The sequence below is a fragment of the Thermophagus sp. OGC60D27 genome (genome assembly GCF_052400625.1).
Taxonomy (GTDB): domain Bacteria; phylum Bacteroidota; class Bacteroidia; order Bacteroidales; family Marinilabiliaceae; genus Thermophagus.
The window spans coordinates 214,846-228,555 of the sequence record NZ_JBQTGH010000004.1 but is presented as its reverse complement, the minus strand read 5'-3'; the positions used below and the strand labels follow the sequence as shown (position 1 = coordinate 228,555).

Here is a 13,710-nt window from a genome sequence, read left to right as displayed (position 1 = left end):
TAGATAATGGGATGAGAATTAAAGGGACATTTTTAGACGAGATTAGCCATGATATACCTCACCAGAATTGGGGTAGAAAGGAGTGGGAAAAAGATTTTCAATTTATGAAGGAGGCAGGGATTGATACTGTTATCCTCATCCGCGCTGGCTACGGGAAGTGGCAGACATTTCATTCTAATGTATTGACTCGGGAAGAAGGTGCTTATCGTCCTCCAGTCGATTTGGTAAATATGTTTCTGGAATTGGCTGACCAATATAATATGGATTTCTATTTTGGGTTGTATGATTCTGGAAAATACTGGATAAAAGGAGATTATCAAAAGGAGGTTGACGTAAACAAAAAATTTATTGATGAAGTTTGGTCAAAATACGGTGAGAAGTCTGCATTTAAAGGTTGGTATATTTGTCAGGAGATTAGTCGAAAAACTGGTCGCATTATTGATCTTTATGCCGACCTTGCTCATCACTGCAAAGCCATCTCCAACGAGTTGCCGGTTCTTATTTCTCCATATATAGATGGGATAAAGAATGTGAGTCAGTATTTAACCGATACTTCCAAGAAAAGTAATGCTATTTCTTTGGATCAACATGAGGCTGAGTGGAATGAAATATTTGATGGGATTAAAAATGTTGTTGATGTGGTGGCTTTTCAGGATGGACATGTGAGTTTTGATGACCTAGAAAGTTTTCTTCGGATTAATAAGTCTTTAGCCGATAAACATGGTCTTGAATGCTGGACAAATTCAGAATCATTTGATAGGGATATGCCTATCAAATTTATGCCTATCAAATGGGAGAAGCTATTATTAAAGCTAAAGTTGGCCTCCTTGGCAGGTATAGATAATGCTATCACCTTTGAATTTTCTCATTTTATGAGTCCTCAATCTGCTTATTTACAGGCAGGTCATTTGTATAACCGTTACATGGAATATTTGGAACAATTAAAAAGCAAAAATAATGGATTTCATAAAGTTGGCTACTCAATATAAGGAAGAGTTATTAACGAATGTAGTTGCTTTTTGGCTCAACAAATCACAAGATTTGGAGTATGGCGGGTATTTTTCTTGTCTTGACCGAAAAGGGAATGTCTATGATACCGATAAATTTGTTTGGTTGCAGGCACGTCAGGTTTGGCTCTTTTCCATGCTCTACAATCGAGTGGCCCAAAAATCTGAGTGGCTTGAATGTGCTCGCCAAGGTGGTGAGTTTTTGAAAAAGTATGGCCATGATGGTAATGGGAATTGGTACTTTAGTTTGACTAGGGAAGGAAAACCGCTCATTCAACCCTATAATATTTTTTCATACACTTTTGCGGCAATGGCTTTTGCGCAATTAGGACTTGCCACAGGGAACGATGAATATACAGATCTGGCTCTCAAAACTTACGATCAAATACTGGAACGTCAGGAAAATCCAAAGGGTAGATACAATAAAAGTGTGGCTGGGACCAGGAAGTTGAAAAATTTTGCCTTACCAATGATTATGTGTAATCTCAATTTTGAGATGGAACACCTTTTGGATAAAGACTTTATTGATGAATCTGCTGGAAAATTAATTGATGAGGTGATGAATGTATTTTATCGCCCTGAGGTGGGATTAATTGTGGAGAATGTGAATTACGATGGTTCTTTTTCCAATACTTTTGATGGAAGATTACTTAATCCAGGGCACGCCATTGAAGCCATGTGGTTTGTAATGGATTTAGCAGAACGTTTGAATAGAAAAGATATCATAGATAAGGCTCAGTCGATAACTTTACAAACCCTAAAACATGGATGGGATCAGGAATTTGGTGGAATATATTATTTTATGGATGTCAAAAATCACCCTCCACAACAACTGGAGTGGGATATGAAGCTATGGTGGGTGCATCTTGAAACTCTTATTTCTTTGCTTAAAGGTTATCGTCTTACAGGTGCGAAAGAGAACTTGGAATGGTTTAAAATGGTTCATGAGTATACTTGGAGTCATTTTAAAGATTCTATGTATCCGGAATGGTTTGGCTACTTGAACAGAAGAGGAGAAGTAACTCATTTCCTGAAAGGGGGGAAATGGAAAGGCTGCTTTCATGTTCCAAGAGGCCTATTCCAGTGTTGGCAAATTCTTGAGCGTATATCTTTAGGAGAATAATCCTTTTTGATAATTGATATGGGTTTGCGGCTCTATTATAATTCTACTTTCTAATTGGATTAAAAAAATTAATGCTTCAATTTTTTTAACAAAAATATTGATCGTTATTTATGAAGAATAATGTTTTTCCCTTTTTGTTTTTATTCGTTTTATTAATCGGATGCAGGGAAATTATAAGCCCTACAGAAAAAGTGGATGTGTTGATTGTAGGAGGAGGTGCCAGTGGCAGTATGGCAGGAATTCAATCGGCCAGAATGGGTGCAACAACATTGATCGTTGAGGAAGGTCCGTGGTTAGGTGGTATGTTAACTTCCTCCGGGGTAAGTGCAATCGATGGGAATTATAATCTCTATTCCGGTTTATGGGACGAATTTAGGCAGAAACTTTATGATTATTATGGGGGGCCAGACTCTGTCAAAACAGGTTGGGTAAGCAATGTTTTGTTTGAACCGTCTGTTGGTGAAAAAATAATCAAGGAGATGGCTTCTGCGGAGTCAAATCTTAGGTTGATTTTTAACACAAGACTGGATACGTTAAGAAAGATTGATGAAGGATGGTTAGTTGAGTTTGTGGGTGCCAATGGGAGACACATCGTCGAAGCATCAGTGGTAATTGATGGAACAGAGCTTGGGGATGTGGCAAAGATGGCCGGTATTCCTTACGATATTGGAATGGACTCGCGTTATGAAACAGGGGAAGATATTGCCCCTGAAAAGAGCAATGATATTATTCAGGATATGACCTATGTAGTCATCCTTCAGGATTTTGGAGAGAACGTAGACAAAACCATTGAGCGACCTTTTCATTATGATCCAACACCTTTTTTATGTACCTGTCAGGGTAAGTGTGATCCTGATACTCTTTCACGCATATTATGGCCATGTGATAAAATGATGGAGTATGGAAGGCTCCCAAATAATAAATTCATGATTAATTGGCCAATTTACGGCAATGATTATTATTTGAATGTTATAGATATGCCACCGTCTGAGAGGGAAAAAGCTTATGAGAAAGCGAAATGGTTTACTCGGTGTTATCTTTATTATTTGCAGACAGAGTTAGGTTTTAAACATTTGGGAATTGCTGAAGGTGAATTCCCCTCAGAGGATGGGTTTCCTCTTATCCCTTATCATCGCGAGTCGAGACGCATCAAGGGGATGGTAAGATTTACTATCAATGATCTGGCACAACCCTATAATCAGGAATTTTCATTGTACAGGACTGGAATTGCTGTTGGAGATTACCCCGTAGATCATCATCATGCTGCCTATCCTGATCAGTCCATGGTGCCAGATTTGCATTTTTATCCGGTTCCGTCATATACTGTTCCTTTGGGTACTCTTATTCCGCAGACGACAAAAGATTTTATAGTAGCTGAAAAATCCATTTCTGTGACCAATATTGTCAACGGAACGACTAGATTGCAACCTGTATGTATTCTTTTAGGACAGGCAGCTGGTACATTGGCCGCTTTGTCTGTTCGAAACAATCAAACTCCGGCAGAGGTGTCGGTGCGTGAAGTTCAAAAGTACCTTTTGCAAGCGAATGCTTATTTGATGCCTTATTCCGATGTAACTCCCAATGATCTTTATTGGGAAGATATCCAGAAGATTGGAGCTGTCGGGATTATTAAGGGAGAAGGAAAAAATGTTGGATGGACGAATGTTACTATGTTTTATCCCGATTCTGTTATGACAGCCAAAGCTCTTAAAAGCGGCATAAATGAAATAGTTCCAAATATGAGTATTGATTTTGAGGATGACAAAATTTTAACTGTCCAGGAAGGACTTGATATTGTCTTGAAATTGGCAAATAGTTTAAGAAACAAACCTTATAATGAGGATATAATTGAAGCAGGAAAACGTCTTTGGGCTCATTTTAATTTTGGGACTTTTGATTCTGCGGCTCCAGTAACAAGAGCTCAAATGGCAGTTTTATTGAATCGGGTAGCCGATCCTTTTTCGATTAATGTGGATATGAATGGGCGGTTTGTGTATGGCCAAGCTGGTTGTAGACATTAGTTTCAAGTGTTAACTTTAAGTAAATTGATATGAAGGAAGGGGCTTTAATTTTTTTATTAGTGTTCATGTTTAGCGCTTGGCATCATAACCAAGTGGAAGTTATTGCTCATCGTGGAGCTTCGGGGGCTGAAACAGAGAATACCCTCAAAGCCGTTAAAAAGGCTATTGAATTAAACAGCGATGCTGTTGAAGTGGATATTTGGAGAACAATAGATGATTCTTTAATCGTTTTTCACGATAGACATACAGCGAGGTTGAGCGATGATTCTCTTATCGTTCCTGAGTCTGTTTTTTCGGATTTGAGGAAAATTACTCTGAAGGAAAATGAACGAATACCAACATTACGAGAGGTCTTAGACATTCTTCCTCCGAATATAAAATTGTTTGTTGAAATTAAATGTTGTTGGGAACAGGGAAAGGCAGGAGAAGTTTTTCCAATGCTTTCAGACCTGTTAAAGGAAACCGGGAAAGCTGATCAGGTTGTAATTATCTCATTTAATCCGGCAAAATTAGTCGAGGCTTCAACTTTTTTACCAGAGGTGCCCAAATATTGGCTCGTTTGGGAAAATAGACCGGTTGATGAATTAATAGAGGCAGCTCTTTCTTATGGAGTTAATGGCCTGAATATAAATTATTCTCTTTTAAGTGACGAACTGTTAGACAAAGCGTCCAAAAATAACCTGGATATTTATATATGGACAGTAAATGATACGGTAATGGCAAATGAAGTACTTGATGAATTTGATGGAATAAAAGGGATTACAACAGATCGTCCCGATTTGATGAAACAGCTTGTCAATCAAAAATGACCAGGTTAAATAGTCGTTTTCAAGCATTAGATTTCCTGAGAGGTTTCGCTATTTTGCTGATGGTCTTTTCCGGGACAATTCCTTTTGGAGGAGTCTTGCCAGGTTGGATGTACCATGCACAGTTACCGCCACCGGAACATGTCTTTAATCCTCAGGTGCCTGGGATTACTTGGGTTGATTTAGTTTTTCCGATGTTCTTGTTTTCAATGGGGACTGCCATCCCTTTTTCAGTAGGAAAACGAATTGAAAAGAGGAAATCAAGATTAAATATTATTGGTTATCTATTCTGGCGTTTTTGGGGGTTAGTGTTGTTTGCTGTTATTGCGCATCATGTTCGACCATGGGGGTTTAATGCCTCCGAAAATGGCAAATGGGCTTTGGCACTAATTGTTATGTTAGGTGTTCTTCTTGCTTTTGCCTCACCTATTTCAGGTTGGTGGTACAGAAAAAAGAAATGGTTTTGCCTGGCCGGTTGGGTGTTACTTTCAGTTTTGTTTTTTCTTTTAGATAAGTCAGGTATACACGAGTTTTCTGTTAGAAAATTTGATGTTATTATAATGGTATTAGCAAATACATCTGTAGGAGGGATTGTTTTATATTTGCTTTATCGAAGATGGAATGATTCGTTATTGGTGGGCTTTGTGTTAATTGCCACTTTTTTTCTTGGGAGTCGGGATGGTAATAATTGGGTTGAAAAAATTTTTAATTGGTCTCCTTGTCCATGGCTAATATCCTGGAATTATTTAAAGTATCTTATAGTTCTTATTCCGGGAATTTATATTGGAAGTTTGGTAAGAGATTCTATAAATCGAGACGAGGATCGATTAAAAAAAAGTAATAACCTGTTTTATTCATTATATGTTTTTTTTGTGTCAGGCTTAGTCGTTACAGTTTCAATAATTGGTTTGTATTTTAGAGAAATGTTGATTTCTTTTCTTGTGGTAATACTATTGTTATGCCTACTTTATTTTTTGTTGAAAAGAGGACGTGTTAAGGCAGATTCGGTTGTATTAAAGGCTTTTTCCCTTGGAACCCTCTTAATTTTAATGGGATTTTTTATTGAACCCTTACAGGGAGGGATAAAAAAAGATCCGGCAACTTTAAGCTACCTGATTTTTACTGCAGGCTTGTCAATTATTTCCTTAATTGGTTTTTGGGTACTTAGTGAGGGGGTGCAACCCAAAGGAGATTGGCCAATTCTTTCCGGAGCAGGCAAAAATCCTATGTTGGCCTATTTGGTTGGAAGTAATATAATTATTCCATTTCTTGGGTTGACAGGTTTAGATTATTGTTTTGCTAATCAAGATTTTCCTGTTGGGTTTGCCTTAGGTAGGGCTGTTCTTATAACTTTGGGTGTTGGATGGATATGCTCCGTTGCAGCGCATAAAAACATTTTTATGAAAGTTTGATTCTTTTATGTGATAGGTTTTATTAATATGAGACTTGTATGATAATTGGATTGTGACGTCCATTTTGTTTTGATTTTGAGGGGGTGGTTAAAATTATTTGAGTGAAAATTTTAAAAATTAAATTAGCTTATGTTGACGACTGTCAGGTTATCTATAATTGTAATGGTTTTGTCCATATCCGGGGATTTGTTTTCGCAGATCCGCAATAACTATTTTTCCGCCTCTCATCCATACTTTAATTATATGGGGCGAGTTGATTCCTCCCAAAGAGAGTATGTCCGTTTTGACTGGCCGGGCGTGAGGGTGCGATTCAGGTTTACCGGCAAGGAGTTAAAGCTTTATTTTAAAGGAGGTCAGCGTAACTATTTCGACTTAATTGTAGATGAAAAAAGGATGGGGGTGTTTTATGCTTCAGGAGATACTGTGGTTGAAATAGAAGGGATTAAAGGGAAGGGGCCACATAGTGTTCAATTCATAAAGCGAACAGAGGGTGAAATGGGAGAAGCTCGTTTTTATGGTGCTGCATTTTACCCTGAAGGGAAACTTCTTCCTTGGATAGGAAATTCAACTCGGCGAATTGAGTTTATAGGGAATTCCATTACTTGTGGTTATGGTTCAGAAGCCTTGGGTAGAGATGAAAAGTTTGATCCTCGTACCGAAAATGTATTGAAATCTTACGCATCCATTGTTGCGAATGCATTTCAAGCCGATTACCATGTTGTGGCACATTCCGGTTTGGGTGTTGTTCGTAATTATGGTGATAATCAACCCGTATCGGTTAATTTGGCTACCATGCCACAGCGATATTCCCGAATACTAGATATGGATGACTCATCGACATGGGATTTTTCAAGTTGGTGTCCCGGTGCTGTAGTGATCAATTTGGGAACTAATGATTTTTCGACAAAGCCACATCCCGACAAAGCGATATTTCAAAGGAAGTATGAGGAGCTTATCCTGAAGGTAAGAAATGTTTATGGCTCAGTACCTGTGTTTTGTCTGGTTGGCCCAATGATTGATGAACCATGTTTCTCTTACGTTAAAGAAATGGTGGAAAATTTTAAACTTGTTTATAATGACTCAAATGTTTATTTTATTGGGATCCCAACAGAATTATTAAATGATAAAGATGATTTGGGCGCTGATTGGCATCCATCCTATATCGGACATCAAAAAATTGCAAATTTTATTTTGCCGGTAATGAGTAATATTCTTAAATGGAACTATTGAGTCAGCCAGTTGCGTTTTTAAATTAGATCATGTTGTTTAAAAACCATGGCAGAAGCTCCTATACTTCCACTATCACCTCCTAGCTCAGAGGTTTTTAAAGTTACGTACTTAAGAGGAAGTGTTAGAGCTGTTTTATTTATTCCAGTTTTAATGCTGTCAGTAAACATATGCCCTGCTTGGGCAAATTTTCCGCCAAGTATAATAAGTTCTGGATTTAAAAGGTTGATGATGTTGCCTAGGCTCATGCCTAAAATTTCACCAGTTTTTTGTAATAGGTTGATGGATAGGCTGTCGCCTGTGTTGGCGGCGTCAAGAATATCTTCATACTGAATATCACCAAGAGATTTTTCTTTAACTAATAGTGACGTTCCGCCCTCTTTAATAGCTTTTTTAAAGTTTTCTTCTAAAGCATGACCGGAAACTTCCATGCCTAAACAGCCACGTTTGCCACAAATGCATAACTTATTTGAATTCGCAAATTGCATGTGACCAAATTCACCAGCAAAGCCCATCCCTCCAGAAATTAGCTTTTTGTTGGCGATAATGGTCATGCCTAAACCTCTACTCACGTTTAATATTAGTGCATTCCGGGAATCTTTAGCTTGCCCCAAGACCTGTTCCGCAAGGCCCATGACATGGGTGTCGTTATCAATAAAAACTTGTTTTTGAAATGTTTCTGCAAGATATTGCCCAACTGGTTTTTCTGTGAAGGTAAAAAAGTTGTATGATTCCCCTGTTAGGCTGTTAACCCGTCCCGTTAATCCAATCCCAATGCCTAAAATATTGTCTTTTGGAATTTTACACTCTTCAAGAGTCTTTTTTATAAAAGAAATAGTTTTTTCCAAACATTCAGGCGTGTTTTCCAATATGAATTTTTTGTCCTGTCGTTTAAATACAATTTTTTGGTCTAAACGGACAACCGAAACACTGATGCGTTTAAATAAAATTTCTACTCCAACTGCAAAGAATTTGTTGATATTTAAAGAATACAACATGGGTTTGCGACCATTATCCGTTTCTTTTTTCCCTTCCTCTTTTACTAAGTTATCGGCTATTAATTCGTTTATTAGCTTGTTCGCAGTTGGTGGACTTATTCGTACTTGTTTTTGAAGTTCAGGAATGGTCAATGCATGTCTTGATTTTGAAAGAGTCCTTATTATTTTGTTTTTTTGTTTGGCTTGACGGCTTTGGTTGCTCACTTCGTCAGAGAAAAACAACACATTTTTTAAGTTCATGAGCGTGATTATTTATATGAGTTATGTCGATGAAAAAAACAGGTTTAAAATCACTTTTAAAAATGAGTAGGTGAATTAAAAAAAAAAAAATAAACTTGGCAAGTTTTTGGTCTTTGCAAAGGGGTTAATTAATGAATTGAATTTTGGTTGGTTGGAATAAATATGTAGACTTACCCTTTATAGGACAGCTAAAAGATAGATTTAAGATTATTAGATGTAAGATTAAAGACATCCCATCCGCTGTGCCCTGTGCCCTGTGCTATTAAACGCAGAGACGCAATGACGCAGAGGAGACGGGGAGTCCAACCCACAACATATTTCTATTTATTTCCACTTATATCCATTTATACCACAAACTTCTAAGCACCATTTTTTCCGCCTTCGGCTTGTGCACTGAACAAAAGATAGTTAGATTTAAGATTATTAGATGTAAGATTTAAGACATCCCATCCGCTATGCCCTGTGCCCTGTGCCCTGTGCTATTAAACGCAGAGACGCAATGACGCAGAGGAGACGGTGAATCCCATGCACAAGATATATCTATTTATTTCCCTTATATCTATTTATATCTAACTTATTACCTCTAGCATCTGGACTCTTGCTTCTGGCCTCTGACCTCCGGCCTCTGGCCTCTGACCTCTGGCTTCTTCTGGCCCCTGGCTTCCTGTTTTGGAGCTTTCCTGTAAAGGGTAAGTCTGCACCATGATTTTTCATGGGCACATCAAGAAGCTGAATGAAGTTCAGCGGGGATTCATCCCTTGGACTACAATGTTTAAAACAATTTCCGGAAATACCAAAATGAACCAACTGTTTCCCATGGTTTAAAGAACCGCCGTTTTCGAGACCTGTACGTACGGTGGTAGGAGAGTAAGAAACGGGAAATAATCCCGTTTCTCCTACTTGATTTTGAAAAAAATATGAAATCAGTCTTTAAAGAATCTTTGTTGACAAACTCTGGGCTGGTTTAAATTTTTGTATCCTTATTAACAATGAGTTAGTTTTGTCGCGGAAATTTAAAACGCTTTAATCTTGACAAAAAGAAGTCTTTTTTTATTACACTCAATAATACTTGCTAAAAAATCACAAAGTCAACGCCAAGGATGAGACTTTTACGATTGAGTTTGTCCAGATAAGTTAAGTCAGGGTGTTTATTTTCATGTTCATAATTGGATCGCTGAAAATTATATCCCAAATATATGTTTAGACCGGTTTTGTCTGAGAATGAAATTTCCTTCCCAATCATCAAGGCATAAACAAAGCCCTTATCTAAATTTTTAGAGAATTCAATTTGCGTACCTACTTCTGCAGAAGCAAAAAAACTGTTTTTGTTGGGTGAAAGATAGTAATTGCTCTGCACCACCAAGGGGGAGGTGTTGGCACTTGTACCCTCATACCTGTCAAGCCCAAATCCAAGATTTAAACTTAGATTTGGCGATGCAAAGTAACCGGCATAAATTCTCAGGCTTTTACCATATTGACCGTCATTTGGAAAGCTGATATCTACTTCATAATCTTCAGGGTTGGGAATCGAAACATCAGTCCATCCCAAATAACGAGTGCCAATTTTGAAGGTCAGTCCTTTTCGGTGTGCGGTGTTCTCCTGTCCGTAGATGGTTACTGCGAAAAATAATGCTGCAAATAGAATTATTGTTCTCATAATAAAAAATTTAAAATTCAAATCTTACTGCTCTCCACTCTTTCCCTTTTCTTGCAGCTCCATATAACTTGGTGCCGTTTTCATAGGTATATTTTGCAGCTGTTCCTTTAAGTTTGAAGTTGCTGATAGCAAAAACGGGGTTGCTAACGGGGGTTGAGTATTCAGCAATTCCACCTAAATCTTTTTTGAAAATATATGTTACTTTATCATCATTCCTGGAGGAAATTTCCAAATTCCGGGCAATTAGGTAAGATGTTCTTCTATCTTTATCAAATTGAATCAATCTAACTGCATAAGAATCCTTTTTGGCCTCCGACTCCAGATCCCATTTTTCGTTGGCTTTTTCTATTAGAAAGTTTAAAGCCGCTATTGCTGCCGGAGCAAGATCTTTGTCAGAAATGTTATGCCTCAAAATGTTAAAAGTCCAGAGAGGATCTTTATTTTACATATTTTCATAGGCTATAGTTTAAGTTGTTAAGGTTTATGAATAATATTAAGATTTGGGTAAAATAAAAAATGCCAAATTAGTTTTGGAAAGATTGTCAAAAATCTGACAAATAAGTAATAATATGAAGTTTTTTATTGAGTTCATCGGTTATTTTAGGTTGTTTTTGGCAAAAATATATATTAAGGTATTATGTAACAAAAAATGGTTTTAATTTTATTTTAAAATGTAATCACTATCATCCGAAAGTTTTTTGAAACAGAGAAACATATAGCTTGTATCCCTTTAGCCATTGATGTACAATGGCTCGTTTTGAGAAAAAAATAGGATGGCAGTGGTCTTTTCATTTACTTACTCTGTTTATTTATTATTTGCACCTTCGCCTATGGTATTGGACACATTTTAAGGTGATAAAAAAACATAGACTCATTTGCATTTTTTCGACAAAATTTGAAAATGCAGGAAGTTTTTTCCCATGGTCCGGTAGACTTACCCTTTATAGGACAGCTAAAAGATAGATTTAAGATTTTTAGATGTAAGATTTAAGACATCCCATCCGCTATGCTCTGTGCTCTGTGCCCTGTGCTATTAAACGCAGAGACGCAATGACGCAGAGGAGGCATTGAATTCCATGCACAACCTATTCCTATTTATTTCCCTTATATCTATCTATATCTAACTTATTACCTCTAGCATCTAGCATCTAGCCTCTAGCTTCTGGCTTCTCTGTAAAGGGTAAGTCTGCACAATGATTTTCCATGAGCACCTCAAGAAGCTGAATGAAGTTCAGCGGGGATTCATCCCTTGGACTACAATGTTTAAAACAATTTCCGGAAATACCAAAATGAACCAACTGTTTCCCTTGGACTAAAGAACCGCCTTATATGCACCTGAGTGAGAAATATCCGGTGAATATCTTTAACCAAAAATGGGAGCGTAGCTCGCGTACGTAGGGTGGTACGATAGGTGCTCCGGGGGGCTAGTGGAGCATAGGGCAGCTACTCGATTAGCAACTTGGTTTTATTTTAGAATGTCTCGTTTAATTGTCTAAACATTTCCATTGTGTTTAAGTATCTTACATTTAATGCAATGCAGGCATCTGGAATTTTAACTTTATTCTTTCTATTTGGCTCACTCGTTTCTTGTGTTACTAAGACTTTATTTGAATAATCATTTAGCACAAATGCAACAATAAAAGCATCTGCTTCATTTGCATCCAGAAATTCATTTAGTGCTTTAGGAAGGAAATGGTCTTTCTTTGAAATTGCCCAGTCAGTTACTTGTTTATATTCTGATAGTGTAGACGATGAATCTTTAAAAAAGTCGTCAGGTAGATTTTCTTTACACCATTTTTCCAATTCATCGTTATGGTCGAAAATTTCATCTTTTACTTTGTCAATACTTATTATTTTCCCTTCATGTGCTAGTTGTTTGACCTTTTGCCAGAAACTATATACTACATCCAAAGGGTAGTATGCTCGGTGAGCTTGAATAAAGAAATTGCTATCAATCACGTAAACACTCATAGATTACATGTGTTTTGTGAAAAAAGTTTGAAATGTATCCCCTTTTAAACTAGTGAGTTTATATGCGTCACGATACAATAATTTTCCAGATCTAACAGCATTGTACACATGAGTTGCAAATGTTATACTCAATCTCTTTTTTGTAGTGGCATAAAAATCACCACCAGAATTTTTATTTTCTTTTTTCTCAAATTCTCGCTGAGTATAATCGTTGTAAAATTCGAAGTATTGTTCTCTAGAGATTTTCCCTGTATCTAATGCTCTGCGAGCAATAACAATCTGACTGACTTTAAAGAATTTTGCTATCTGCTTTATGCTTGGCGTTTTATCCCATAATTTATTAAATATGTCTTCCGGTACAAGGAACTCAGCTGCTACTTTATCACAAATTTTTTCAATTGGGTCATCTGCTGGTTGAAGTTGTCTAAAATCAAATCCAGCGCTATGACCAGTCCAGATATGTGCTAATTCATGCACTATTGTAAACATTTGGGCAGCCTTGCTGTCAGAATTATTGATAAACATGAATGGTGCGACAGAATCTACCAGAATAAAACCTCGACATTCTTGGACCGGAATTTTCCTTCTTGTATTATTTTCAACAACGCCATTAAAAATTGTAATTATGCCAGCATTTTCAATTTGTTCAGATAAATGATTGAGCGCTTCTTGCCATGTTTCAAAATTACTTGCCCAATTTTCAGTTAGATTAAGAGTTTGCCTAATATCTTTAACAATGGGCTTGATATCATTGCAATTAGCAAATTTGCCGACGAAAGGAAGTTCTGGAAATTCATTATCTAATAAATAATCCCTTAACCAATCTTGTCTTTTTTGTAAAAGCAAGATAGTGTCATAAACATTTACACTGACTTTTGTTGCCTGGGGATTGTTTGTTCTAAAAAAAGGGATTGGAAGTTTTTCTTTTGGAGGTTCATTTAAAAATAGATAACCAAAAGGTAAATAAACTTTTTTAGAAAAATCTTCAAGTTGTTTTAATGTCGGTTTTTTTTCTCCGTCCAACCATTTTTGAACATTAGGAACTTTTAAAATAAATTCATGCAAATCAAATCCTGCCCGGTCTATTGCCCAAGTTAGAATGTTTGTATTGATATTTACTTCAGTTCTCATGTTGCAAATCTAATATATAAAATAAACTTAAAGAAAGTTTTTTATGTTATTGAAAAACGAATTAAATGCCTTTTTTAACCTCTTTGCTAACCGATGGCAATATACGGCGGCCGGGGT

Annotated in this window: 11 protein-coding genes; 6 read left to right on the top strand and 5 right to left on the bottom strand. The window is 36.9% G+C overall.

Annotated elements, in window-relative coordinates:
- Positions 1–11: 11 nt before the first annotated feature.
- From ACT29H_RS06905 to ACT29H_RS06880, 6 genes are all read left to right on the top strand, one after another.
- Positions 12–989 (top strand): DUF4434 domain-containing protein, encoded by a 978-nt coding sequence (locus ACT29H_RS06905; RefSeq protein ID WP_444820878.1) that lies wholly within the window; start codon positions 12–14, stop codon positions 987–989.
- Positions 958–2,130, top strand: coding sequence for an AGE family epimerase/isomerase (locus ACT29H_RS06900; RefSeq protein WP_444820877.1), 1,173 nt, complete (start codon positions 958–960; stop codon positions 2,128–2,130). The genes ACT29H_RS06905 and ACT29H_RS06900 overlap by 32 nt, the downstream gene beginning before the upstream one ends.
- A 110-nt stretch (positions 2,131–2,240) precedes the next feature.
- The gene (locus ACT29H_RS06895; RefSeq protein ID WP_444820876.1) at positions 2,241–4,151 is read left to right on the top strand and encodes an FAD-dependent oxidoreductase; all 1,911 of its coding nucleotides are present in this window, start codon (positions 2,241–2,243) and stop codon (positions 4,149–4,151) included.
- Positions 4,152–4,180: 29 nt separating this feature from the next.
- Positions 4,181–4,960 carry a glycerophosphodiester phosphodiesterase gene (locus ACT29H_RS06890; RefSeq protein ID WP_444820875.1) on the top strand — a complete coding sequence of 260 codons (780 nt, stop codon included), beginning with the start codon at positions 4,181–4,183 and terminating at the stop codon, positions 4,958–4,960.
- A complete protein-coding gene (locus tag ACT29H_RS06885; protein WP_444820874.1) occupies positions 4,957–6,369 on the top strand; it encodes a DUF5009 domain-containing protein in 1,413 nt (470 codons plus the stop codon). The genes ACT29H_RS06890 and ACT29H_RS06885 overlap by 4 nt, the downstream gene beginning before the upstream one ends.
- A gap of 129 nt (positions 6,370–6,498) precedes the next feature.
- Positions 6,499–7,599 carry an SGNH/GDSL hydrolase family protein gene (locus ACT29H_RS06880; RefSeq protein WP_444820873.1) on the top strand — a complete coding sequence of 367 codons (1,101 nt, stop codon included), beginning with the start codon at positions 6,499–6,501 and terminating at the stop codon, positions 7,597–7,599.
- A 17-nt stretch (positions 7,600–7,616) separates the two neighbouring features.
- Here the strand turns inward: ACT29H_RS06880 and ACT29H_RS06875 are convergent, their stop codons facing one another.
- The 5 genes from ACT29H_RS06875 to ACT29H_RS06855 all read right to left on the bottom strand — a co-directional run bounded on the left by ACT29H_RS06875 (position 7,617) and on the right by ACT29H_RS06855 (position 13,593).
- A complete protein-coding gene (locus tag ACT29H_RS06875; protein WP_444820872.1) occupies positions 7,617–8,834 on the bottom strand; it encodes an ROK family transcriptional regulator in 1,218 nt (405 codons plus the stop codon).
- A 1,072-nt stretch (positions 8,835–9,906) separates the two neighbouring features.
- Positions 9,907–10,491 (bottom strand): hypothetical protein, encoded by a 585-nt coding sequence (locus ACT29H_RS06870; protein ID WP_444820871.1) that lies wholly within the window; start codon positions 10,489–10,491, stop codon positions 9,907–9,909.
- Between the two features lie 10 nt (positions 10,492–10,501).
- Positions 10,502–10,903 carry a hypothetical protein gene (locus tag ACT29H_RS06865; protein WP_444820870.1) on the bottom strand — a complete coding sequence of 134 codons (402 nt, stop codon included), beginning with the start codon at positions 10,901–10,903 and terminating at the stop codon, positions 10,502–10,504.
- Between the two features lie 1,058 nt (positions 10,904–11,961).
- Complete coding sequence (locus ACT29H_RS06860) at positions 11,962–12,462, bottom strand: DUF4411 family protein (protein ID WP_444820869.1); 501 nt, start codon at positions 12,460–12,462, stop codon at positions 11,962–11,964.
- A gap of 3 nt (positions 12,463–12,465) precedes the next feature.
- Entirely contained in the window at positions 12,466–13,593 is a 1,128-nt protein-coding gene (locus ACT29H_RS06855) for an ImmA/IrrE family metallo-endopeptidase (protein ID WP_444820868.1), read from the bottom strand.
- Between the last annotated feature and the right edge of the window lie 117 nt (positions 13,594–13,710).

Bases quoted from the DNA above. Each gene is read 5' to 3' on its own strand.
- ACT29H_RS06905 (WP_444820878.1), top strand. From the start codon at position 12: ATGAGAATTAAAGGGACATTTTTAGACGAGATTAGCCATGATATACCT.
- ACT29H_RS06900 (WP_444820877.1), top strand. From the start codon at position 958: ATGGATTTCATAAAGTTGGCTACTCAATATAAGGAAGAGTTATTAACG.
- ACT29H_RS06895 (WP_444820876.1), top strand. From the start codon at position 2,241: ATGAAGAATAATGTTTTTCCCTTTTTGTTTTTATTCGTTTTATTAATC.
- ACT29H_RS06890 (WP_444820875.1), top strand. From the start codon at position 4,181: ATGAAGGAAGGGGCTTTAATTTTTTTATTAGTGTTCATGTTTAGCGCT.
- ACT29H_RS06885 (WP_444820874.1), top strand. From the start codon at position 4,957: ATGACCAGGTTAAATAGTCGTTTTCAAGCATTAGATTTCCTGAGAGGT.
- ACT29H_RS06880 (WP_444820873.1), top strand. From the start codon at position 6,499: ATGTTGACGACTGTCAGGTTATCTATAATTGTAATGGTTTTGTCCATA.
- ACT29H_RS06875 (WP_444820872.1), bottom strand. From the start codon at position 8,834: ATGAACTTAAAAAATGTGTTGTTTTTCTCTGACGAAGTGAGCAACCAA.
- ACT29H_RS06870 (WP_444820871.1), bottom strand. From the start codon at position 10,491: ATGAGAACAATAATTCTATTTGCAGCATTATTTTTCGCAGTAACCATC.
- ACT29H_RS06860 (WP_444820869.1), bottom strand. From the start codon at position 12,462: ATGAGTGTTTACGTGATTGATAGCAATTTCTTTATTCAAGCTCACCGA.
- ACT29H_RS06855 (WP_444820868.1), bottom strand. From the start codon at position 13,593: ATGAGAACTGAAGTAAATATCAATACAAACATTCTAACTTGGGCAATA.